Here is a 24,730-nt window from a genome sequence, read left to right as displayed (position 1 = left end):
TATGGTATTGAAGAAAGTTTCCCTGTTAACGATTGCGTTTTTCTGCCTGGCCATAGTACAGGGCCAGTCGTTTATTGTTGGATCATTTAATTTGCGGTACGATAATCCCCGCGACAGCGGTAACCTGTGGGTGAACCGGGCGCCAATAGTGGCCTCGTTGATCCGGTTTCACGATTTCGATGTACTGGGCACCCAGGAAGGACTAAGGAACCAGCTCGATGATATCAAAAGAACATTGCCCGAATATGCATTCTTTGGCGCCGGCCGTGAGGATGGCCAGGCCAAAGGCGAACATTCCGCCATCTTTTACAAAACGGCTAAATTTAATTTACTGAAGAGTGGTAATTTCTGGTTGTCGTCCACACCCGAAAAACCAGGCCCCGGCTGGGATGCCCGTTTGAACCGCATTTGCTCGTGGGTGCAGCTGCAGGACAAGCGATCAAAAAAGAAATTTTATTTCTTCAACGTGCATTACGATCACCAGGGTGTTGAAGCGCGCCGTGAAAGCAGCCTGCTTATTCTGAAAAAGATAAAAGAGATCGCAGGTAATGATCCGGTTGTGTTCACGGGCGATTTAAACGGCAGCCATGAAAGTGAATGGTATAAAAGCCTCGAAGGATCGGGCTGGCTGAAGGATACCTATAAACAGGTGGCCCATCCGTATGCCAATAACGGTTCGTTCAACAGCTTTGGCGCCTCCTTACAAAAAACTGAGATCATCGATCATATTTTTGTGACCGCACCATTCAAAGCACAGAAATGGGGTGTATTGTCAGATCACTACCATGGCAAATTTCCATCTGATCACTATCCGATACTCGCTGTGATCAGCCTGTAAAATATCGATATTACATGTATGGGCCCTTCGTCAGCAGGCGAAGGGCCTTTTCTTTTTTTTAATGTTTTGATAAGATAGCCCTAACTATTGCTTTACAGTACACCTATAATTTCGATGGTTTACAAAACACGTACGCATGAACAACAGTCGGGCAACAACCATCGCCAATGAGATCATTCAGTTGTATGAACAATACGGCGGTTCTGAATATGCCGGCGAAAAAGTGACGCAACTTGAACATATGGTGCAGGCGGCAAGGCTGGCAGCGGCGGAGGGGTACGATGAAGAAGTGATATTGGCTGCGTTCCTGCATGACATTGGGCATATTTGTGTGGCAGCTCAGGAGAATAATGGCATGGATGGCTGGGGAATAAAGGATCATGAAGAAGTGGGAGCCGGTTACCTGCACGAAAAAGGATTTACAAAACGGCTGGCCCGCCTCGTTGAATCGCATGTGGAAGCAAAGCGATACCTCACCTGCAAAGATCCTTTATACTATGACCGGTTGTCGGAGGCCAGTAAGAAAACACTGGCGTACCAGGGCGGCCCCATGATGACCGATGAAGCCGTTGCATTTGAAGCGCATCCGCTGTTCCCGCTTATCATAAAAATGAGGCATTGGGACGATATGGCCAAGGTAGAACATCTTGGCACCGGCGACCTGGAAGAATACCGGGCAATGATCATCAGGCACCTGGAACTGAATAACTCAAATTTATAAAACAGCAGTATGAGTGATATACAACTGGTAGTATTTGACATGGCAGGCACAACGGTGCGCGATACCGGAAATGTGGCCAAAGCCTTTACCGACGCCTTCCATGCATTCAATATCGATGTGCCTTTAACGACAGTTAACCAGGTAATGGGTTTCAGAAAAATTGACGCCATACGCATGCTGTTGCCGGGCGGGAATAGTTTACTCCCGGAACAGATCCACGAAGCTTTTACCCGCAATATGCTGGCATGGTACCAGAACGATCCTGAGCTGCAACCGTTACCCGAAGTGGAGGCTGTTTTTCTTTTATTGAAACAGCGCGGAATAAAGATCGCACTCAATACCGGTTTTACCCGTGCTGTAACCAATGCCATATTACAGCGGCTGCAATGGAACGTGCCCCAAACCATCGATATGGTCGTTTGCAGTGATGAAGTGCCTGAAGGCCGGCCGCAACCGTTTATGATAGAAACCATCATGAAACAATTGGGGGTCAGCGATAGTAAAGCGGTAGTAAAAGTGGGCGATACCAAAGTTGATGTGGAAGAAGGGCGCAATGCGGCATGTGGCCTGGTGGTAAGCGTTACTACCGGCGCGTATTCACGTAGTGAGCTGGAAGCATATCGCCCCGATTTTATAATTGATAGCCTGGCCGGTTTACCCGCCCTCCTCGATTCCCTGAGCGAATTGGAAACGCGTATTTAATAATCAATTCTATTCTCCTTGTCGATATCTGCTGCGCCATCCTATTCAAGAAAACAGGCCGGTACCTCTGTTACGCTGGCTCTTGTGGCGTTCCTGGCGTATACGTCGGTTTATGCGTACCGGAAACCATTTACGGTGGCTACATACGATAACCTGGTATTCGCCGGCATCAAATACCAAACCCTGCTTATCATATGCCAGGGGCTGGGTTACATGCTCAGCAAATTTTTCGGCATCAGGTTCATTGCAGAATTAGGCCGGTATGGCCGCTGGAAAACAGGCACTGTGCTGATAGGCGTTGCCTGGTTGAGTTTAGGCGTATTTGCGCTTATACCCGCGCCGTGGGGTGTATGCTGTCTTTTTATAAACGGATTTGTGCTGGGATTTATGTGGGGTATTGTATTCAGTTATGTGGAAGGAAGAAGATCAACCGATTTTATCGGGGCTATAATGGCTGTCAGTTTCATTTTTGCCGGCGGTTTTACCCGTTCCGTTGCACTGTGGCTGCGCGATACATGGCAGGTAGGGGAGCAGTGGCTGGCATTTGTAACCGGCTGTTTGTTTGTGTTGCCATTGGCTGCCTTGATGTACCTGCTCGAAAAAACACCGGCGCCCGATGAAAATGATGTGCTCGAACGAACCCGCCGCCAACCCATGACCGGCAAAGAGCGCCGAATATTCTTACAGCGCTTTGGCAGTGGAATTATAGCCGTAACCATCGGTTATTTATTTCTCACCATAATGCGCGATGTGCGCGACAATTTCATGGTGAATATTTTCAGTGAACTGGGATACGGGTCAAAGCCGGCGATATTTACCCAAACAGAAACGGTCATTTCGCTGGTGATCTTACTGGTAATGGGTTTGCTGGTGTTCATTAGAAAAAACATTCGTGCATTGAAACTTGTACATGCGGTGGTGATAGCCGGTTTTTTACTGGCCGGTTTATCTTCCGTATTGTTTATAACGGGATCGATGAATGGGTTGCTTTGGATGCAGCTCGTTGGACTCGGCCTGTATATGGGGTACATACCCTTCAACTGTATATTTTTTGAACGGCTTATAGCAGCCTTCAAAATTACCGGTAACGTTGGCTTTCTGATCTATGTGGTAGATGCCTGGGGCTATCTTGGCAGTTCGGCTGTGATGTTATCAAAAGAAGTATTCAGGCTGCAGCTTACATGGACGCAGTTTTATCCCATAAGCGTGGTGCTGTTCTCCATAACAGGATTATTGGGCACAGGGTATTCCTGGTTCTATTTCTCGCGTAATTATAAACAACAGATCGAAAATAATAAAGCGGCTTAATGTTGAAACCCACAGCAATAGTAATTGGCGCAGGCATAGCCGGACTGGCAATGGCCCGCGCACTGGCCATAAAAGGATATGCGGTGACCGTTATCGAGCGGGGCCATCAGGCAACCGGCGCTTCTGTAAGGAACTTCGGTATGGTATGGCCGGTAGGGCAGCCTGCAGGTAAGTTATATGAACGGGCCATTCGCAGCCGCAACATCTGGAAGGAGATAGGCGGTACAGGCGCTTTTTCTTTTGAACAACCGGGCAGTTTGCACCTCGCCCATAATGAAACCGAATGGCAGGTGTTGCAGGAATTGTATGAACAATTCAAAGCCGAAAGAGGAGTATCCCTGCTAACGCCGGAACAGGTGGTGGGCATGTCGCCCGCCGTGGTGCCGGAAAAGCTCAAAGGCGGGTTGTACAGTACAGAAGAAGTTATTGTTGACCCCAGGGAAGCCATTGCCTGTTTGCCCTCGTGGTTGAAGGAAAAGCATGGCGTTACCTTTTTGTGGGGCAGGTGTGTTAGTTATATTGCCGGTAATACTGTAGTTGTGGGAAAACATGAACAATACAGTGCCGACCTGGTGTTTATTTGCAGCGGAGCCGATTTTGAAACGCTGTACCCCGAAGTGTTCAGGAGTATGCCTGTTACCAGGTGCAAATTACAAATGATGCGTTTTGAACCGCAGCCCGGTAACTGGCATATCGGACCCGCATTGTGTGGCGGGTTATCGCTGATCCATTATAAAAGCTTTTCAACAGCGCCTTCCATACTGCTGCTACGCCGCAGGTATGAACAGGAATTGCCCGGCCATGTACGATGGGGTATACATGTAATGGTTTCGCAGAACAGCAGGTTTGAGTTAACGGTGGGCGATTCCCATGAATATGGGTTATCACCCGACCCGTTTGATAAAGCCAGTATCAATCAACTGATCCTCGATTACCTGAAAACATTTGCCAGTTTCAAAAGCAATACCATTACAGCCACCTGGAATGGGGTGTATGCAAAACTTACCAATGGGGATAGTCATTTGTTTGAATCGCCCGAACCTGGAGTTTATATATTCAACGGGTTGGGCGGGGCAGGTATGACCCTGTCGTTTGGATTGGCTGAAGAGATAATTTCAGGTTTGTAAATTATTCAGCTGCAGCCTCTTTTGCTTTCCTCGCTGCTTTTTTCCGGGGTGCGTTTTTGTCGTTTCCAGGCGTATCTTTCTTAAGCGATTTTACAATATCCGATGCCAGGCGCCTGCTAACCTTCACTAACCGGTTCTCGAGTTTTTTTTCTTTTAAATGAAAGTCGGTCAAACTACCGGTAAGCTTTTCATACACCAGTTTTGAGAGTTCTTTTTTGGAGGGCTTTTCAGACGCTGCCTGCTTTGTCACTTTACTCATAGAAGAATGTGGTTTTTTAAAGAATTAATATAAAGATAATAATAGCATAACAAACCCAATGTTAAGTTTTAGGCAGTGCATGGAAGGGTTGAGGAATTGCTTAAGCCGTTAGAAATCATTAGCGGAGGCGGATGGTTGGTAACATGGAATTAATATTGTGTTCGCAATTAATATTTCTACCTTGCGGCGGTTTTGGCCAATTAAACTTACTGCATGAAGTGGACCCTGATAAGTAACGCATCCAACGACATTAAAGAGTATCATCTGATCCGGGATGGAAATACATTGGTGGTTATGAAGTACAATCCCGATCAGCAAACTGTGAGGATAGTTCATGAAGGCGATCGCCTGGTGTTCTTTATGGAGAATGCTGGTTATGCCCACCGCCTCATCTTTAAAAGCGTTTATGGGGTCGATCAGGGAAAATATTTATATAACAACCGCAATCATACCGGCAGGCTCGAGATCAATAATGCTGTTTTCGATTACAACATTGTAACAGGCAATCAGCCAAAACTGATCGTACATCAAAATAACAGGCGCGAGCCATTGGCCGTTTGCCAAATGCCTGATACCGGTATGCACCCCCCTTCAATATACGAACAGGCAGGTATGGTATTGAGTGTTTGCTCATTTTCAGGCGAACCTGCTGTTCGTAGGAAATAATACTTAATAACGCAGCCAGCAATAGTAAGCATGGGTGCAGCCGGTATGAAGGCGTAAAACTGCTGTGAATACTGACAAAAATAAAGATGCCGGATAATTTTATCCGGCAAAAATAATATACCCATTATTTCCTGATCAGGCCAATGTATTACCGGCCGGTAAAATCAGGATAGGAATGTACGAATTACGGGTAAAACAAAGCGTTTAATCCGCCGTAAAGCGTCAATTACCATTATAACCGTATTGCGTTAGTTAAGCGACGTTTCACTGAGGTTTTGTTTTACTTCATCTTCGCCAAGATGTACATAATCGGCAAACTCTTTTATTGATACATAATCTTTCTTCTTACGGCCCAGTTCTTCGCGGATGGTTTGCAGGAGCCGTTGCGCCGTGCGTATGTTTATGCCCAGGATCTTCGTAATATCGTCTGTATGGATTACCAGGCGTTGAACGGTTGTTTTTCCGTTAGCTGACGCTTTTTTAGCGTTTTTTTTCTTTTTTGCGGCGGCTTTCTTTTTGGGAGCGATAGCCTTCTTTTTTACCTGAACGGACTTCTTCGCAGCAATGCGTTTCTTTTTTGCCATGCTGTTGAAAACATTTAATGCCCGCCTGACTGAATTCCAGTCATTCGGGCAGGGTTAAGCCAATAGTGGCGGTTTGGCTTACTAATCTGAGCATTGTGTTCTGAACTTCCAAAGCGGCTGCCCTGGAAGGCTGTTGCCTGAACATGTAAATTAATTTGAATTTTGAATTCAGGCAAATAAAAATACAGCTTAGGTCTTGCCTGAAGCTGTATCCCCGGGAAAGAATATTTATAGTTCGATGTGTATGTTGGGTACTTATGTTTCTTCCGTGATATCCGGTTGTACTGTGGTTATACTGCATTCCACCCATTTAACCAGTACCAGTTCCCAGGTGGTAACCAGCCTGAAAAACTCATCGTCTACGCTGTCGAATCCGGTAAGGCTTAAATGGGTTATGCGATTATTGACCACCGTGCCGTAATATTCGTAATTGTCCGATTGCAGGGCGAACCCGTTCTGAACATATTCATGCCCCTCAATGCGGATATTCCCCTTTTTATTTACCTGTATGGCGGCGCAAAAAGCGTCAAAAGGGATGTCTACCCCCAGATGGGCAGTTTGATGGCGCACATGCGGGGTTTCATAGCCTAACAATGGGTTCAACCCGTTTTCAGGTAACAAAACAGGGGCTATCAATGCCACTTCTTCCTGGATCAATGGTAATTCGGCCGCCGGCAGGAATTCCATTTGCAGCCAGTCGGTTGGCTGCAGGTGAACAGTGAATTGCTCATAATATGCGGTAGGGGTAGTGGCCGGAATACTGGCATGCCTGGTAGGCACATTATGCCCTAACGTTGACTGTTGCTCCTGTTCTTTGTTCAGTACATGCAGGGTCAGCTTTCTGAAGATCGAAAATTCGTCGGAGTGAACCGGGCTGGCTTTTATCACCCGCCATTCATTGCCTTCAATAGTCAATGTAATGGGTTTATTAAACACGTTTGGCAGGTGGTGAAGCAGTACTTTATACCTGCCAATGGGTTGTCCTGAAACGCCATCGATACAGGTTACTTTTACCTTGCGGGGGAACATGGTAAGGGCAGCATCCAATACTTTTGCATAGTTCATTTGTAAATGTAATTTTTACTTATGCTTACACATACACGAAGATCGTTATAAATAATGCACCGGTGGCATAATGTTTATAAAGGTGCTTATAAAGCAGGCGTTTCTGCACAAGATAAGCTGTTATAAAAGTGAACGCATTTCCCGACTTGCTTTCACTCCACCAGTGCATTAATTTTTTGGTTTATCGGATCGCCATGTAAATGTTGACCGGGGTGAATGGCTTACATTTAAATTTCGAAAACGCTACTGCAGTCATTCTGCAGTGGAATATTAAGTTTTACAGGCGGAAACCGCCCCTTATTCATTTAATTCATGGGAATAATTTTCCAGCAGGGGCTTTAGTTTGTTTTTTGAAAAGAAGGCGATCACAAAAAAGCCTTCTTCTTCATAAAAATAACTTTCACGGTAACTGTCGAACTTGATTGGGCAACCAAGCCCTTTCATGAAATTGATGTAATCGTAAATACTTCTTTCAGATAGGTTTAATCGCTCTGCCAGTTGTGCTGGGGTTCCGGTGCCTTTGATTCGAATCAGGTGGTCCAATCGGGAGAGCCGGTCAATGATATCTCTTTGCATACGGGTGAATTTAAGTGGCGATGGTAAGTCGCCACGGGATAAGGAATCGGTTTCCGTGCGTTACGTTACGGACGTAACATGCCCCTCCAATATAGATCTTAACAGTGAGTCGATTGATTATGCCAAAGCAGGTAAGTTGTTGGCCGTTCGTCGCTTTTTTCTTTGCAGATAAATACCGCAGGCCGACAAGGCTACAAAAGCGCTGTTGAATACAATATGCGCACCCCACGACATTTCTTCTACTATACCGCCGCAGGAGCAGGGGATATCGCTGCCAGACAATAGCATGGCTGCAATATATACGGTAAATAACGACATCAGGATGCCGGACGCATACAATCCCGCTAATCGTATAGCAGGTATCGCCAGCATAACGGCAATGAGCAATTCACCGGCTGGTATCGCCCAGGCAAGGATGTTGGCAAAGGGTGCAATAAAAGGTGATTCAGAAAGACCGAATTGAAAATTGTAGTGATCGAGCAATTTAGCGCTGGCTGTGTATACGAACAGGATAATGATCAATGTGCAAATGATCACAATGGCCGCGTTACTCTTTTTCATAGCATTGCAGGTTCTTAATGTTGACGAATAAGGTTATGGTTTCTCCGCCATTCGACGGAGTATTTGCTACAAGATCATTTTTCCTTAAATGGTTGTTTTTTACGGTTTGGAAGGTTATTCATGAGGAACGGAAAATAACAGACCTGCCAGTTTATTCTGTGAGAATGAAACGGCATGATAAAATACGCAAACCGGATTTTGAAAAGAGGTTAGAAGGAGTGTCGGGAGCTGGCTTTAACCTCGGAATATTATCTTAGTGTAAAATTACAAAGGAATTTTATTTTCCAATGTTAAGTTTTTGGGCAAACAATAGTAAGTGTAAAAAGGACTATTCATTGTCGCTCTGCCGGTTCAATATTATCCCTGATAGTAATGTAAACGTCACTTAAAGTGTTAGCATACGCGAGCCGCAGATTACCATAAAGTTTTTTTAAAAACTGGTGTTACGTGCAGTATACTTCATAGCGCGTCACATTATCAAATTATCACATTATCACATTTTCTCCTGTGTTCATAGTTTCATAACAATGGCAATTTAAACACATGATATAATTTGCGCATTACTGTTATAGTTATGTGGCAGGACCGACCTATTAAACCGCAAAACCATTCTCTTAATACTGATGAACAGGTGTTCAATGAATGGTATCATCAGCATTGGGAATTATTGTTCAGGCTGGCCTGTAAAAAAACAGGTTCGGCCGAAGACGCCTATGATCTCGTGCACGACCTGTTTGCCGATATCTGGCGTTCTATGCCTTCCCTTCCCGATGGCCAGGCTGTACGATCGTACCTGGTGGCCTGTTTATATCATAAAGTATTCAACTACTTCCGCTCGAAAGGGCTTCGTGAAAAACACTACAAAAACCTGGAGGCGTTTCTGGCGCACCAGGCCGTTGCCGATCCCAACTATGCGCTTATACAGCAGGAACAGGACCAGGAAAATATTCACCAGGCCATAGAGAAGGAGATTACGGGTATGCCCGAAAAAATGAAACGCATCTTCATCCGCAATTATTACCACGACCAATCCATAGCCGAAATAGCAGGGGAGCTGTCCCTCTCGCGGCAAACCGTAAAGAACCAGCTCCATATTGCCGGCAAACGGTTGCGCCGGGCCATCAAACAACTGGCGGTGCAGGTATTTTTGTGGTTGTAGAAAATGCGCTTTAAATACGAAGCTTAGTGGGAGTTACCCCGGATCATCACTGGCACCCAATCATGTAGAACCTGCATCATATAGAAGTGAATAAGGAAAAGTATTTGCCCGCCTTTACGGCTTAACATTTTGGTAATATACACGGCATGGTACTATTTGCCGGCCGTGTTATTACTATGATGTATGAAACAAAGCCCCATGTCCGTTGAAGCATTGATTCAACGGTTCAGGAACAATGAATGCACCCCCGAAGAAATTGAGTTATTACAACAATGGGTAACCCAACTCGATGTGTCAGGCAGTTCGGCCGAATTGTCGAATGAGCATTTACACGCGATCAGGGATCGTATGTACCGGCAAATTACCGGCGCCCGCCAGGTGCCTGAGCGGCACAGACTGCCTTACCGCCGTTTGCTGGTGGCCGCCAGCTGGTTGTTGCTCATAGTATCTACGGCTGTACTATATTATTATCTACGTCCTGCCGCAGCACAACACCACACCGGGCATCCCCAACTTACGGTTATCGAAAACAACCTGCCCGGCATTCGCCGTATTACGCTTCCCGATGGATCGCAGGTTTGTTTAAATATGCATTCCCGCCTTGAGTTCGATCCCGCTCAGTTCAATAAAAAGGAGCGCCTGTTGAAATTATCAGGTGAAGGCTTTTTTGAAGTTGTCAGCCTCCCCGTGGCCCCCTCCGGAGAAGGGGGCACTCAAAATAAAGTTCCTTTTATAGTTGAAACCGGCAGCCTGCGTACCCGGGTACTGGGTACCGCTTTCAATATAGAAGCTTATGACCATGAATCGGAAGTGCGCGTATCACTTGTGCACGGCAAGATAGCCCTCGACGATACCGCTACCGATATGACCACTGAACTTTCTCCCAATCATTCCCTACGTTATTCAAAACAATCCCAGTCGTGGCAGGTAATGCCGGTTGAAGCAGCCAATGTGGCCTTGTGGACGCAGGGTTACCTCGTGTTCAATGAAGTGCCGTTGCAGGAAGCGATCAAACGCATCGGGCAGCGCTATCAGGTTGCTATCGAATGCAACCCCGCGCTGGTTCAAAACAAACGCATAACGGCCAGCTTTCACAACATCGCATGGACGGCTATCCTGGAAAATATACTATTTGTACATGACCTGCAATACCGAAAGGCCGGTGATAAAGTGGTTATAGTAGAAGCAAAACGCTAAAAGCCGCATTCCATATTTAATAAAGTATAAAAGCCATTCCGAACAAGAACGTCGATATGAATAAACTCACTGTTATACTAACTGCCATTCTGTTTTTTTCAACTATCCTGGGCGCTTCGGCACAGGTTATTGCTTTAAAAGAAAAGATCTCTGTTTCCTTAAAGAACACAACCGCTGCGAAAGTTGTGGAAGAATTAGATAAACGCAGCAATTATACATTTTCGTATTCCCGTGAACAACTGGAGAAAATTACGATCAGGTCCTTTGTATTTAATGATGTTACATTAGGTAATGTACTGGAAAACCTGCAGCGCCTCGCTAACCTCGATTTTAACCTGCTTGGCAACACCATTGCGGTTAAGATCAACACAACGCCGGTAGCTACGCCTGTGCCGCAGCGCAATCAGCAGCCGGGCAGGATCACCGGCGTCATACGCAACGACAAGAATGAGGTGATGCCGGGCGTTACTATCAGGGTAGAACCGATTGACAAAGTAATAAGCACCACCGTTAACGGCGATTATGTATTGTCGCTGCCGCCGGGCAATTATACCTTACAGTTCTCCTTCGTAGGATATCAATCGCGGCGCATTACCGATGCCGTTGTAAAAGAGAATGAAGACACTGATTTAAGCGTAGTGCTTACTGCTGCATCCAAACAAATGCAGGCAGTGGTGGTTACCAGCGGCGCCCGCAGGGAAAGCACCCGTTCTTTATTAATGACGCAAAAGAACAGTGCAGGAATGACCAATGGTATCAGTGCCGAACAGATCAGGCTTACAGGCGATAACAATACCGGGCAGGTATTGAAACGGGTTAGTGGCATCACGGTCCAGGGCGACAAATTTGTTACCATCCGTGGCGTTAGCGACCGGTACAACAACGTTCTCATAAACGGCGCCTCTTTGCCAAGTACAGAACCTAATAGAAGGAATTTCAGTTTCGATATAGTTCCCAGTGCACTGGTAGATAATGTGATCGTGAACAAGACGGCCACACCCGACCTGCCCGGTGAATTTACGGGCGGAATGGTACAGATCAATACGACAGATGTGCCCTTTAGAAACTTTCTGAACGTCGGTGTCGGAACCGGTTTTAATACAGCCAGCACCGGTACTGATTTTATCAGCAATAAACGCGATAAACAGGCAGCCCTTGGTATTGTTGATGAAGAGCGTAAGTGGTTTGGAGATGGCCGCGCTTTTGACCAGCTGCAGTATGTGAAATATCATGCCAGTAAAGACACCGCTGCTTTGCGGGCCATAGGGGCCAGAATTCCCAATCGCTGGCAAACCTACCGGTATCACTATACGCCCATGCAAAATTATCAGGTGTCGGGTGGTTTAAGCAAATTGTTTAAAAATAACAACAGCATTGGCGCAGTTGCGGCATTGACCTACCGTAACGAAATGTTATACGAAGAAGGAGAGGCCCGCAGTTTGCAGAATTATGACTTCCGGGGTAAACGTTACCGGTATAATACAACCATCGGCGGATTATTGAATTTGGCTTATAAAACCAAAGGGCATAAACTGGCGCTGAAGAATTTATACAATAACCGGTACAGTAACCAATATGACGACAGGTACGGCTACCAGATAAGTAACAGCGGTTTTGAGAACCGGGCTGGTCAAACAACACTTACCAACCGCATGATCCAAAGCAGGATAGAGGGGGAGCATAGTTTGTTCAATGCCAGACTGAGGGTTGACTGGTATGGCGATTACATCACTTTGAAACGGGAGCAACCCGATGGCCGGTATGTGGTAGGCCGCGATCAGGATTCAGCCGCACACAGGTATTCATATAATTTCGGTGAGCGGAATTTATTCTGGGGCGGATTATACGCTTCAACCCTCGATGAAATAAGGAGCAATGCCGGCGCTAACGTGGCTATCCCATTTATCGTTGCAAAAGCTAAACAAAGCTTTAAAATGGGCTACGCCTGGTCAAAACGCGAAGCTGACTATGATGCAACCGGTTTACGCATACTTGCGGCAAATAAAACATTTGAATCCAACTCGAAAGGATTACCGTATTACATGATAGCTACGGAAGAAGCCATCGCAAATGGCGACCTCGTATATGCGCCAACATACATCCGCTCTGAAAGTACCGGCGACCGGTATAATGGGGTTCAGGAACTGAGGGCTACCTACGGAATGCTCGATCTGAAAATATTAGAGCACCTCCGTTTGGTAGGCGGTTTCAGATATGAGAACAATAAAGTTAAGATGTCTACCGAAACTTATAATGCCGATGGTTTCCCCCAGTTCAGCGATTCGGTGTATTATGAAAAAGACTGGCTGCCATCCGTAAATGTAATTTACAGCGTAAACGATAAATTCAATATAAGGGCTGCTTTTAGCAAAACACTTGCAAGGCCCGATTTTGTAGAACGTTCACCGTATGTATATTACGATTTTGTTGAGCAGTTACAGGTTACCGGTCAACAGGCGCTGCAAATAACGCGTATAAAGAACTACGATTTCCGGGTGGAATATTATCCTTCCGGAAATGAAATTCTCTCTGCTTCATTATTTTACAAGTACTTCGACAAACCGGTGGAACGCTTTTATATTCTGGGTAATCCCAATAATAGCGTTGAATACTGGAACCTCGAAAGCGCTACGGCAAAAGGGGTGGAAGTGGAGGTCAGGAAATCCCTGTCATTCATTTCTCCCGGTACCGCCTGGTTGAAACACCTGTACTTCACCGCTAATGGTACATACCTGGAAGGAGGCATCAAACACATTGTTAAAAAAAGCCCGTTCACGCAAAAAGACACTAATTACGTTGAAAACGGTAACCGTCCCATACAGGGGTTATCGCCATACATTGTAAATATGGGCCTCAACTACCAGACAGGCGATTGGGGCTTCAACGTGGCATACAACCGGTTTGGCCGCCGCATTGTAAATGGCGGTACCAACCCACGGCTTATTCAATATGAGAACGCCCGCGATGTGGTAGATATTCAGTTAAGCACAAAGATCATAAAGCAAAAAGCAGAGTTGCGCTTTAATATTTCCGACCTGCTGAACCAATATACGGTCATCTACAGTAACAATATAAACCGTGACGATAATGGCAGTTATCCCGGCGAAAAGGATAACGATGATCCCAAAGGGGCCGACTTTAACGAGCGCTTCGATTTCGTGAACTATAAAGTGAAAAAGGGAACCTCGTTTAGCCTGAGCCTGACCTATAAACTGTAGAAACGGGTGAAAACTGAGCAATTAAAACGTGTTACTCAATATAAAAAAGGATACGAAAATGTTTGAAAGAGTTTGTAAATACTGTATTGCCATGGCATTCGTTTTTTGTACGGCTTGCTCAAAAGGAGGTGACGCCGTTGAGCAAATGAGTTATACAACCGTAGCATTGAATGCCGTTACAATTGATTCTTTGCGCCTGATCGTTTCAGATAACGGCACGGTGCTGACCGATACGCTGTATACTCCACAAGGGTATCAGCTATTACAGGTAAAATACACGGAACCCAGGCGGCGGTACCGTGTTACAGATATGTACAGCAATTCCCTGTTGCTCGATACAGTTGTAAGTTATAAAACGGTTTCGCTTAACGCTGTTACTTTCTTTCAACCCATGGCCGGTGGCAAACTGGTATGGATAGGGCCGCCTGTGAACGAGCCTGCACCGGCCGAAGGAAAGATCAAATTATCGGTAGTGTATGCTTCGCCTTTTACTACCTCTGCCTATGATGAAATTAAAGTGGTGGTCGAGAACAGTAAAACTGGTAATTCGGCGAATGACTATGAAGCAACGGATAGTTTTTATCTGAAAAGAGGCGATTTCTCGCCATTCTTTTCAGGAGGCGGTACACGAAAACCAAGATTACGGCTATATGCAAATGATGGCAGCGATATTTTATTAGGTACCATTAATCCGGCTGCACTTTCCGAAGCCAATGCCGATTACTCTATTTATTATATATCCTTCAATTCCGCTACCAGCGCATCCGTAACCAAACTTTACTAAATTCTCAATCGATTACAATGAAATCCGGTTTTACTTTTTTTCTCTTCATATTATTGATACAGTCTTCTTTTGGTCAATCCATTACAGAAATATACCTGCCCCGATACATACATGCGGCAGGTACAGGAGCTGCGGGTAGAACGCCTTTTGTATGCCGGTTACAGTTGACCGGGTTAACGGCCAATGCTACTTACCGGTATTTTTGCCGGTTTGCACCACTTACGAGCGCTACCGCAGGAGAGGGCGCATTTATCTATGTGAAACAATCAGGTGATTTTACCCGAATCCCAAATCCGAATCTGGCCAGCACTTATGGTGAGCTCACTGCAGATGCATCAGGGACTTATACAGGGTGGTTTATGGCGGAAGCGGCTGCTACTACAACATTTACTCCTGGTAATAAATTGAAGTTCAGGATATTTCTTAATAACGGGTCAGGAGGGCTTACTGTGGCCACACGCCCGACAACCACGCAGGAAATAACCGTGTTGAATTATGGAACTGCCAGCACCAACTGCACGGCTATTCGCAGTACACCCGTGACGGGAGGCGTAGGTAAAAACTTTGTATTGTTATGGGATAAGGACGTTGTAAGCGGCACCGACAGGCCCATTACCGGTAGTGTGATCGAAAGCGATGGCGTTGATGCTTCCAATAGCTTTGCTTCCTTTTATGCAACGGATGTAAATGGTGTTGACAAAGCCTGGGGATCTGTTATTCCTAACGATATGGTGAATGGGATTCGCCGAATAGGGCAATACAGCCTGGCTACGGGAGCGGAAGTAGGATATAAATTATCGGCTGACGGCAGATGGCCGGTACAGGGTGGCGGCCGTGCCGGTACAGCCCTTGCAACGGGCGGGCTTGCCAATGTGATCGTGCTGGATGGTGGAATAGCCCGGCTCGATGGCGCCGATGTAAAAACTGATCAAACAATTACATTCAATCCACTGCAGGCAAAAACATATGGTGATGCCGATTTTGATCCGGCGGCTACGTCAGGTGCAGGCCTGCCGGTAACTTATGGAAGCGATAATGCTGCCATTGCATCTATTGTTAATAACAACGTGCATGTAGCCGGCGCGGGAAGTGTCAATATCACTGCCACCCAACCCGGTGATGATTTCTTTAACGCGGCCATAGCTGTTGCTCAACCGTTGACCGTAAATAAGGCATTGCTCACCATAACAGCAAATGATGAGCAGATTTTGCAGGGTGCTGCCATACCCGCTTTTACCGCAAATTATTCTGGTTTTGTAAATGGCGATACAGAAGCCAGTCTGACTACATTACCTGTAATGACAACTCCTGCTACTTCAGGTTCTTCTGCAGGTAGTTATGACATCATACCCGGCGGGGCTGCATCGCCAAACTATAATTTTAACTATGTAAAGGGCACTTTAACGATCACCCCATCGCAGCAACCGCAAACCATTACCTTTAACGCTTTATCACCGGTAATATATGGAGTTGCTGATTTTGATCCCGGCGCGCAGGCGAGTTCAGGGCTGGCTGTTAGTTATGCCAGCAGCAATCCCCTGGTTGCAACAATCGTAAACGGGAAAATACATATTACCGGCGCCGGCACAACAACCATCACTGCTTCACAAGGCGGAACAAGCGCATGGTTGCCGGCGGCAGATGTAAACCAGCCGCTCACGGTGAATAAAGCCGCATTAAGTATTAAAGCCGATGATAAAAAAAGATTGGTGGGTCAGCCTAACCCGGCTTTTACATTTACCTACACAGGATTTGTGTACGGCGAAAATAACACGGTGCTTACCGCTCAGCCAGTGGCAGCTACTTCGGCAGGAACTGGTTCACAAGCCGGCACATATGATATTACCGTGTCCGGTGCAACATCCGCCAATTATGATATCAGTTTTGTGAAAGGAACGCTTACTATAGATCCGCTGGCGATGCAAACCATTACATTTACTGCTTTACCGGCCAGAAAATATGGTGATGATGATATTAAACTCAATGCTTCTGCCAGCAGCGGCCTGCCCGTAACGTTCAGCAGCAGTAATCCCGCTGTAGCTTTTATCAGGGGAGATTCTGTTATCATTCTTACTGCCGGAACTACAGTCATTACCGCTTCACAGGCAGGAAATGTTACCTACGCTACGGCCAGTTCAGCGCAGACGTTAACTATACAAAAAGCGCGTTTGTATGTGCAGGCCAATGATGTAACCAAAAATGAAGGCGAGGCTAACCCGCCGTTGACGATCACTTATAGCGGGTTTGTTAAAAATGAAGATGCTTCCATGTTGACGGCATTGCCTGTTGCTACTACAAAAGCCACCACTACCTCAATTGCCGGGGCATATCCCATAACAATAAGCGGTGCTGTATCCGATAACTATAATATCGCTCAAATTAACGGTACGTTGAATATTCTGCCGGCCCAGGGCGCCGCCCAGGATAATATGGGTGCCTATATAAGTGCTCCCGGCCAACTGCGGGTAAACGTATATACTGTCACCGGTGGCAGGGGGGCAGTACAGCTATTCGACAATAATGGTACCCGCCTTGTAAATGTGAATGTAACATTGGCGAAAGGGCATAACACATTTAATGTCGCTGTAGGGACGGTTGTTGCGGGAGTTTACCATGTGCGTGTGGCAATTGCCGATGCATTGCTGAAAGAAAAAATCATTATACAATAATTACAAATCATTCTATCCAAAACATTTTGTGATGAGGAAGCTATTAATAACTGCTGTTTCAATTTTTTGTTCAGGTGTGTTGGTTGCGCAGGAGAATAACAGTATCAATATTACTACTACTGCCGTTCCCTTTTTGCGGATCTCCCCCGATGCACGCAGCGGGGGAATGGGAGATGCCGGCATTGCCATAAGTCCGGATGCCAATAGTGTTTTTTATAACCAGGCTAAAATGCCGTTTGCCAGTAAACCAACAGCGATAGGCGCTACCTATACACCGTGGCTGAAAGAGGTAGCCGACAATATGTACCTGGCCACATTGGCTGGTTATCATCAGCTGGATCAATGGCAGTCGGTTTCGGCTTCATTAAGATATTTTAATGCCGGTGATGTTTCTATGGTTGATTACAGTGGAAATAAACTGCAAACCGTTCGCCCGCGTGAATTTTCATTCGACCTGGGATACTCCCGCAAACTGAGCGATAAAATAGGATTGGGTATTGCTCTGCGTTATATCTCTTCCAAACTGGTTACGGGAGCCGTAAATGGTACCAGCTACAAGGCAGGAAACGCGGTTGCAGCCGATCTGTCGGCCTTTTATACTGGTGCCGGTGAAAATGGCAGTGGCTGGACGGCGGGAATTTCTTTATCGAACCTGGGTTCCAAAATAGGGTATACGGAAGACGATGATAATAAAGATTTTTTGCCGGCCGGATTAGGTGTTGGCGTTGCTTATACGGAGGTGTGGAATGATGATAATAAAATGACCTTCACGGTACAGGCCGATAAATTACTGGTACCAAAAGTTCCTTTAACTCTGGAAGAGATGCCCGGTTATCGCAACAAAAGCGTAGTGTCGGGCTGGTTCGATTCTTTTGATAATAACGCCTTGCAGCTTGCGTTTGGAACAGAATATATTTTCAAGGATCAGCTATACCTGAGATTGGGGTATAACAGTAAATCCTATTCCTATGGAAACTGGCAGTATGTCACTGCCGGCGCCGGAGTACGTTTCAGTACGGCTATGGTGAACTTTTCTTACCTCGTTCCAACAGGTGATAAAGTGAATAGAAATCCCCTTGGGAATACCGTGCGGTTAGGCTTTGTGGTTGCGATAAAAAAGTAAACACTGATACCGGATATTATTTAATTGTATCGTTCGCTGGTTGATATTTCAATTTATCTATTGTCATTTGCTTATTGACCTCTTTCCCGGCTTGATTTGATTGATGTTTACGGGTGCATTTTATTATATAAAAATGCAAATGGTTATTGTGCATGCGTAACCCAGGCATGTATAGGGACCGTCGTGAACATACATTAACGCACAAACGTAATATTAACAAACCAATAACTAATTGCTAAATCGATGAAGATGTGATGTGCGATAAGGTTTGGAGTATAATTTTGAATTGGATTTGGCGGTAGAGGATCGGGCATTGTGTTTTGAATATTACGCATGATGATTTTATATAGCAAAGGATTACCTGTTTCATATACATCCATTTTTTAGTAATTGTTTAAAAAACCAAATTAATCATGAAGAGACTTATCCTAAGCATGGCTGTACTTGCACTGGCAGCCACTGCTTGCAAGAAAAATGGTATTGACAAAGGTTTTAGTCCACGCGGTACATTTGCCGGTCCATACGTTGATACTGTAGTATTACCATTAACCATTACTGCAGATCGATTTTTATCAAATGATACTTTATATGTACTGGATGGCAAAACGTATGTAACCAACAATGCTACATTGATCTTTGAAGAGGGTACACACGTAGAGGCTGTGAAAAAATCAACCAACGACTCTGCTTCAGCGTTGATTGTAACACGCGGCGCACAGATCTTTGCTGCCGGTACGCCAAGCGATCCAATCGTATTCACTTCACACCAGGCTACTCCTGCCGCTGGCGACTGGGGTGGTATCGTATTATTGGGAAATGCACCTTTGAACAGAGCTGATGCTACTATCGAAGGTATCAACCTGCCCAGCGTTCCTGCCGGTGTAGATGTTAACTATGGGGGCGGTGGCGCCGGATTGGGTGATGCAAATCACAGTTCCGGTCAACTGGAGTATGTGATCATTGAATATGCAGGTGCTGCTATCGCAACAGACAATGAGTTGAACGGTCTTACTTTAGGCGGTGTTGGCGCCGGTACTATCCTGAACCACATTGAAGTGGCTTATGGTAATGATGATGCATTCGAATTCTTCGGTGGTACAGTAAATGCCAGCTATCTTTTTGCTCTGGCTCCGGATGATGATGCTTTTGATTTTGATTTTGGTTACAGCGGTCATATTCAGTATGCCCTTTCAGTACTGGATGCCGGCGAGAACTATTCTGCCAACCCCAACGGTATAGAGAGCGATAACAACGCAACCGGTGCAGCTGATGAGCCTCGCACCAGAGCTATCATCTCTAATATGACCGTTATCGGTGTTGAAACAAGCAGCCAGGCTGCTACCCTGGGCCTGTTAAATGGTGCTCAATTCCGCCGTCATAGCAGCTACGAAGTTCGTAACTCGATCTTCATGGGCTTCCCTACAGGTTTACAACTGGCCTCTTCTGGTTCTCAGGCTGATATAGCAAATTTCAACCATAACCTGGTTCATGGTTTTTCTGCTGTGATCAACCCGTCAACGCTCACATTGCCCGGAAGCAATGGACAATATGTTAGCAGCAATGCCAATACTGATGTTCTGCTTGCTGATCCGTTCAATGGCGATTTCAGACCATTGTCTGCTTCTCCGGCTTTATCACTGACTACTGATTATGTTGGATTGCCGTCTGAATTTGAAACACCTGCTTACCGCGGTGCTTTCGGTCCTTATGTTGCCAACGATGCTACAGCCAACAACTGGTTAGCTGGCTGGGCAAAACTGAACTATTAATAATTTCCTGCCATGTTATATGAAACAGGTAATTCTTTTTATACACCGGGCTACCTTAAAAAGCGGCCCGGTGTTTCTATTAATTAACCTAACACTAACAGTTATGAAAACCGGAGTCAATATACTCATCCTGCTCCTGGTAGCTTCCGTATCATTCGGACAGACTATTTCAGAAGTGTATTTTCCCCAATATATTCAGGGTGTTGGTAGTTTCAACACTGCTGATGATCGCAAAGTGCCGTTCGTTTGCCGCATGACGGTAAGCGGGTTGATCCCCAACGCAACCTACCGTTATTTCAACCGTTTTGTATCGTCGCCAACCAGCACAAGCATTGGTGAAGGCGCCTACATTCTGGTAAAAGACAGCGGCGATTTTGCGCGTATTACCACAGCTACGCTGGCCCTAAGCGGCCGTTACGGTGAATTCACTACCGATACAACCGGATCATACACCGGCTGGTTTGCAAACGAAGCGGCTTCTTCCACTTTGTTCAGACCCGGCAACAGCGTTTATTTCCGTCTTATTTTGAATAACGGCGCCAACGGAATTACCGTTACACACCGTTTAACCGCCTCCAATCCGGTTACTGTGCTCAATTTTGGCACTGATACAACCGGTGGAACTGCATTACGTTGCACGCCATTACGCCATGGCAGCCCAAAGCAATTCATTTTATTATATGATAACCTGTTTGCCCAGGGCCGTCCCGTTACAGGTACGTTTATTGAAAGCGATGGCAGCGACAACAGCGTGGCCAATGGTTATGCACCATTTTATGCCGATAGCGTAAATGCTGTCAATAAAGCCTGGGGCACTATTATTCCCAACACCTTATCAAATGGTATCCTGCATATTGCCCAGCGCTCACTGAATGGCAGCCTGTACCGCCTCTACCTTTCATTCAATGGTAAATGGCCTTCAGCAGGATGGGCTTCCATTGATACAAAAAATGCTACCGGCGGGTTGGATAACGTACTTGTGATCGATGGTCAAAAGCTTTTCATCATCAATCTTTGGCTCAATGGAGAGGCAACCAATGAAGAGTTGATCAACCTCCAGTGGAGTACGCCCGATGAGGCCAATGCCCGGGAATATGTAGTGGAGAAATCAACAGATGGCGGAAAATCATTTGAGCCATTCACCGTGGTCAAGGCTTCCGGTAAAGAACCATTTTATCAGTTAACCGATACCCGTACTGATAAAACTGCATTTTATCGCGTTAACCTTACAGGAAAAGATGGCGCCAAAGTTTACAGTGACGTATTGGCGGTAAAGGGCGTGGTGAAGATCAACGTATATCCTAACCCTGTACAAAGCAGCCTGGTTATGCAACATCCTGCGGCTGAAGCCGGTACTACTGTACAATTGGTTAGCATCGACGGCCGCCAGCTGTTAACGCAAAATGTTCAACAGGGCGCTGTTCAAACAACCATAAATGTAAGCAAGCTGATCCCTGGCAATTACATGGTAGTATTTAACATGAACGGCCAGCGCCAGAGCAAGTCGTTTATCAAAAAATAAGAACTTCTCTTTTTTCATTAATTACCTGTGGAGTAAGTTTACTTCACAGGTAATTGCCTCCGATAAAAAGTCAAAAGGGTATTCAGCCTGCTCGCTGAACACCCTTTATTAGTAATTGTTTAAAACCACTACAAAAATAATTTTTCGCACTTAACAAAAAAATAAAATTAAGATAAAGGTGCAATAAGGCTGTGTCTTATTGGCTAACTCCGAAAATAAAATATGGATCCCTGATATCAATAAACTAAAACCTTATGATATTAGTCAATTTATGCATATCTGCAACCTGCCCCCAAACTAAACTGTGAACCGTGAACTAAAAGCAGTGAACCAAGACCTTTAAAAATGACTGTTAGTAAAATCATTGTATACATATTAATTTCATTTGCTTTGCTGCCCGGCCCGGCCTGCACTAAAAAGGATGCCGGCTGGCAACCAACCGATTCCCTTGGCAAGATCAATAAGTGGGTGTACGACAGTATGCAGTTATACTATTACTGGAGCGCCGATATGCCGGCGCATCCCGATTATTCATTGCCTACCGAACAGTTCTTTAAACAGTTATTATCGCCGAAAGACCGCTTTTCCTGGATCAGTAACCGAACAAATATCGGGTCTACCAAAACATCGGCCGAAATGTATGGTTTTCATTATACGTTTACAGCGCATCCGTTCGATTCGCAAAAACTGATAGGGGTTATTACCCATGTAATTCCGGGCAGTGCTGCCAATAACAGGGGATTGAAGCGGGGAATGCTTTTTACCGCAGTGAATGACAAAGCCATAACTCCCGGTAACAAACAAACAACCAAAGCAGCCTTGCAGGCGTCATCGGCCATTTTACAACTGGCTGCATTCAATACCGATCGTTCTGCACTGGTCGACGCTGCGCGGGTAGGAGTACAAAGTTCTATAGTGCCGCAGAAAAGCGTATACGCAACCAGTTTATTTGAAGCCGGTGGAAAAAAGACCGGTTACCTGGCTTATTATCTTTGCGCCGAAAAAGATGACGGCGTTATGTTGCAAAGCATACAGAAACTGCAACAAAAAGGGGTGTCCGAAATGATACTCGATCTGCGTTATAACCCCGGCGGCAGCGTGGCTTCCGCCACCAAGCTGGCGGCTATGCTGGCCGGTAACTTCAACGCTTCCGCTAAGTTTATAACGTACCGGGGCAACCGGCATGGGGGAACCGTTGTACAAACTTTTCAGCAGGCGATCGCTTTTAGCGGTAATGCCAGCGGCAAGAACATGAGCGACCTGCAGGCGTCGAACCTTCATTTATCGCGCCTGTTCATTTTAACATCGGCTGAAACCGCATCGGCAGCGGAACTGCTAGTGCATAACCTGGCGCCATATACTGATGTTGTTCGCATAGGAGAAACCACGCTGGGCAAAGATGAAGCCTCCTTCCCGGTAGAAGATCTGCGAAACCCGAGGCAGGTGGCCTGGGTGCTAATGCCCACAGTATATAAGATCGCAGACGCTAATGGCAAGGGTGATTATTCAAACGGACTGGTGCCGCATTACCCGGTCACTGAAACCGGTAAATTGCCATTACCGCCCGTTGGCCGGCCTGGCGATCTGCCTGTAGATAAAGCGCTAGAGTTGATCTATGGAACCACCTCGGTTAATGTGGTGGCGTTGTGAACAGGGGAAACTCATTACCGGTTTGTTTCTCAATGCATACTTGTTAATTTTCATGATCACCTATTGATGTCTGTTAACAGCAATAAAAAAGCGGGCCATATCAATGACCCGCCTTCTGAAAACTTCTTATGATAACTTACAAAAACTTCAACACCTCTTCGCCTATAGCATCGGTGCCTAAGATCTTGTTTGCGGGAGTTTGTGCATCGGCGATATCGCGGGTGCGGAAACCTGCTTTCAATACTTTATCTACGGCGCTGATCACAGCTTCCGATTCGGCTTTCATGCCAAATGATATATCGAGCAGCAGCGCCGCCGATAAAATAGAAGCCAGCGGATTGGCAACGCCCTTACCGGTAATATCATGCGCAGAACCGTGAATAGGCTCATAAACGCCGGTGCCATCACCAATTGAAGCGGAAGCCAGCATACCCATTGAACCGGCAATCTGTGACGCTTCATCGGTAAGGATATCGCCAAACAGGTTGGCTGTTACCACTACGTCGAATTTGCGCGGGTCTTTTATCAGCAACATAGCTGTAGCGTCAACAAACTGATGTTCCACTTCTACGTCGGGATATTCTTTTGCGATTTTTTGAACCACTTCGCGCCACAGGCGGCTGGTTTCAATAACGTTCGCTTTATCTACAGAACATAATTTCTTTCTTCTGGTACGGGCTGCTTCGAACGCTTTGCGGGCAATGCGCTCTACTTCAAAGCGGCTGTATTGCGCCACGTCATAAGCGGTGTCGCCGTCGTTCTTTCTGCCTTTCTCACCGAAATAAATATCGCCCGTCAACTCACGGAAGAAAAGGATGTCGGCGCCTTTCAATACTTCGGGTTTAATGCTGGACGCGCCCAGCAACTCATCGAATAATTTAATGGGGCGCAGGTTGGCGTACAGTCCCAGTTCTTTACGCATTTTCAGCAAACCCTGCTCCGGACGTACTTTGGCAGTAGGGTCGTTGTCGTATTTGGGATGTCCTACCGCGCCAAACAGCACAGCGTCTGACTTGCGCATTTTCTCCAGCGTTTCATCGGGGAGGGGATTGCCTGTTGCTTCGATGGCCACATGGCCGATCAATGCTTCGTCATATGTAAATGTGTGTCCGAATTTTGCAGCGATCTTGTCTAACACTTTTTTACCAACTGCCGTTACTTCCTGGCCAATGCCGTCGCCGGGAACGATGAGTATGTGCTTAGTTGCCATGCTTTTGTTTTTAGGAATAGAG

General features: G+C 45.9%; 21 protein-coding genes. 15 read left to right on the top strand and 6 right to left on the bottom strand.

Annotated elements, in window-relative coordinates:
• The first annotated feature begins 1 nt into the window (after position 1).
• The 5 genes from A4R26_RS22875 (at position 2) to A4R26_RS22855 (ending at position 4,696) form a co-directional block, all read left to right on the top strand.
• Positions 2-838 (top strand): endonuclease/exonuclease/phosphatase family protein, encoded by an 837-nt coding sequence (locus A4R26_RS22875; protein WP_081168849.1) that lies wholly within the window; start codon positions 2-4, stop codon positions 836-838.
• 136 nt (positions 839-974) lie between these two features.
• Positions 975-1,559, top strand: coding sequence for an HD domain-containing protein (locus tag A4R26_RS22870; RefSeq protein ID WP_081168848.1), 585 nt, complete (start codon positions 975-977; stop codon positions 1,557-1,559).
• A gap of 9 nt (positions 1,560-1,568) precedes the next feature.
• Positions 1,569-2,261, top strand: coding sequence for an HAD-IA family hydrolase (locus A4R26_RS22865; protein ID WP_081168847.1), 693 nt, complete (start codon positions 1,569-1,571; stop codon positions 2,259-2,261).
• An 18-nt stretch (positions 2,262-2,279) separates the two neighbouring features.
• The gene (locus A4R26_RS22860) at positions 2,280-3,569 is read left to right on the top strand and encodes a DUF5690 family protein (protein WP_081168846.1); all 1,290 of its coding nucleotides are present in this window, start codon (positions 2,280-2,282) and stop codon (positions 3,567-3,569) included.
• Positions 3,569-4,696, top strand: a complete 1,128-nt coding sequence (locus tag A4R26_RS22855) for a TIGR03364 family FAD-dependent oxidoreductase (protein WP_081168845.1) — start codon at positions 3,569-3,571, stop codon at positions 4,694-4,696. The genes A4R26_RS22860 and A4R26_RS22855 overlap by 1 nt, the downstream gene beginning before the upstream one ends.
• A 1-nt stretch (position 4,697) precedes the next feature.
• On the opposite strand, the gene A4R26_RS22850 is transcribed toward A4R26_RS22855, so the two are convergent.
• Positions 4,698-4,955 carry a hypothetical protein gene (locus tag A4R26_RS22850; RefSeq protein ID WP_081168844.1) on the bottom strand — a complete coding sequence of 86 codons (258 nt, stop codon included), beginning with the start codon at positions 4,953-4,955 and terminating at the stop codon, positions 4,698-4,700.
• 213 nt (positions 4,956-5,168) lie between these two features.
• Here A4R26_RS22850 and A4R26_RS22845 point away from each other — a divergent pair, with 213 nt between their 5' ends.
• Complete coding sequence (locus A4R26_RS22845; RefSeq protein ID WP_081168843.1) at positions 5,169-5,621, top strand: hypothetical protein; 453 nt, start codon at positions 5,169-5,171, stop codon at positions 5,619-5,621.
• 248 nt (positions 5,622-5,869) lie between these two features.
• Here A4R26_RS22845 and A4R26_RS22840 read toward each other — a convergent pair whose 3' ends face one another.
• From A4R26_RS22840 to A4R26_RS22825, 4 genes are all read right to left on the bottom strand, one after another.
• Entirely contained in the window at positions 5,870-6,205 is a 336-nt protein-coding gene (locus A4R26_RS22840) for a hypothetical protein (protein WP_081168842.1), read from the bottom strand.
• A 255-nt stretch (positions 6,206-6,460) separates the two neighbouring features.
• Positions 6,461-7,270, bottom strand: a complete 810-nt coding sequence (locus A4R26_RS22835) for a hypothetical protein (protein WP_081168841.1) — start codon at positions 7,268-7,270, stop codon at positions 6,461-6,463.
• Positions 7,271-7,567: 297 nt separating this feature from the next.
• Positions 7,568-7,846 carry an HTH domain-containing protein gene (locus tag A4R26_RS22830; RefSeq protein WP_081168840.1) on the bottom strand — a complete coding sequence of 93 codons (279 nt, stop codon included), beginning with the start codon at positions 7,844-7,846 and terminating at the stop codon, positions 7,568-7,570.
• A 117-nt stretch (positions 7,847-7,963) separates the two neighbouring features.
• Positions 7,964-8,407, bottom strand: coding sequence for a MauE/DoxX family redox-associated membrane protein (locus A4R26_RS22825; RefSeq protein ID WP_081168839.1), 444 nt, complete (start codon positions 8,405-8,407; stop codon positions 7,964-7,966).
• 574 nt (positions 8,408-8,981) lie between these two features.
• Here A4R26_RS22825 and A4R26_RS22820 point away from each other — a divergent pair.
• The 9 genes from A4R26_RS22820 (at position 8,982) to A4R26_RS22775 (ending at position 23,498) form a co-directional block, all read left to right on the top strand.
• The gene (locus A4R26_RS22820; protein WP_081168838.1) at positions 8,982-9,566 is read left to right on the top strand and encodes an RNA polymerase sigma factor; all 585 of its coding nucleotides are present in this window, start codon (positions 8,982-8,984) and stop codon (positions 9,564-9,566) included.
• A 183-nt stretch (positions 9,567-9,749) separates the two neighbouring features.
• Positions 9,750-10,763 carry a FecR family protein gene (locus tag A4R26_RS22815; RefSeq protein ID WP_081168837.1) on the top strand — a complete coding sequence of 338 codons (1,014 nt, stop codon included), beginning with the start codon at positions 9,750-9,752 and terminating at the stop codon, positions 10,761-10,763.
• A gap of 56 nt (positions 10,764-10,819) precedes the next feature.
• On the top strand, positions 10,820-13,981 hold the full coding sequence (locus tag A4R26_RS22810; RefSeq protein ID WP_081168836.1) for a TonB-dependent receptor domain-containing protein: 3,162 nt from the start codon (positions 10,820-10,822) through the stop codon (positions 13,979-13,981).
• A 91-nt stretch (positions 13,982-14,072) separates the two neighbouring features.
• Entirely contained in the window at positions 14,073-14,765 is a 693-nt protein-coding gene (locus A4R26_RS22805; RefSeq protein WP_133054758.1) for a hypothetical protein, read from the top strand.
• A 17-nt stretch (positions 14,766-14,782) separates the two neighbouring features.
• The gene (locus A4R26_RS22800; RefSeq protein WP_081168834.1) at positions 14,783-17,434 is read left to right on the top strand and encodes an MBG domain-containing protein; all 2,652 of its coding nucleotides are present in this window, start codon (positions 14,783-14,785) and stop codon (positions 17,432-17,434) included.
• A gap of 31 nt (positions 17,435-17,465) precedes the next feature.
• A complete protein-coding gene (gene porV / locus A4R26_RS22795; RefSeq protein ID WP_107685884.1) occupies positions 17,466-18,557 on the top strand; it encodes a type IX secretion system outer membrane channel protein PorV in 1,092 nt (363 codons plus the stop codon).
• A gap of 413 nt (positions 18,558-18,970) precedes the next feature.
• Positions 18,971-20,326 (top strand): beta-helix domain-containing protein, encoded by a 1,356-nt coding sequence (locus tag A4R26_RS22785; protein WP_133054757.1) that lies wholly within the window; start codon positions 18,971-18,973, stop codon positions 20,324-20,326.
• 103 nt (positions 20,327-20,429) lie between these two features.
• Entirely contained in the window at positions 20,430-21,848 is a 1,419-nt protein-coding gene (locus tag A4R26_RS22780; protein ID WP_165760381.1) for a T9SS type A sorting domain-containing protein, read from the top strand.
• A 345-nt stretch (positions 21,849-22,193) separates the two neighbouring features.
• On the top strand, positions 22,194-23,498 hold the full coding sequence (locus tag A4R26_RS22775) for a S41 family peptidase (RefSeq protein ID WP_081168829.1): 1,305 nt from the start codon (positions 22,194-22,196) through the stop codon (positions 23,496-23,498).
• A 136-nt stretch (positions 23,499-23,634) separates the two neighbouring features.
• Here A4R26_RS22775 and leuB read toward each other — a convergent pair whose 3' ends face one another.
• Positions 23,635-24,708 carry a 3-isopropylmalate dehydrogenase gene (leuB, locus tag A4R26_RS22770; RefSeq protein WP_081168828.1) on the bottom strand — a complete coding sequence of 358 codons (1,074 nt, stop codon included), beginning with the start codon at positions 24,706-24,708 and terminating at the stop codon, positions 23,635-23,637.
• Between the last annotated feature and the right edge of the window lie 22 nt (positions 24,709-24,730).

This window comes from Niastella populi (genome assembly GCF_002078015.1).
In the GTDB taxonomy this organism is placed as follows: domain Bacteria; phylum Bacteroidota; class Bacteroidia; order Chitinophagales; family Chitinophagaceae; genus Niastella; species Niastella populi.
The sequence above is the reverse complement of the archived record's forward strand: the minus strand, read 5'-3'. Positions and strand labels throughout refer to the sequence as shown.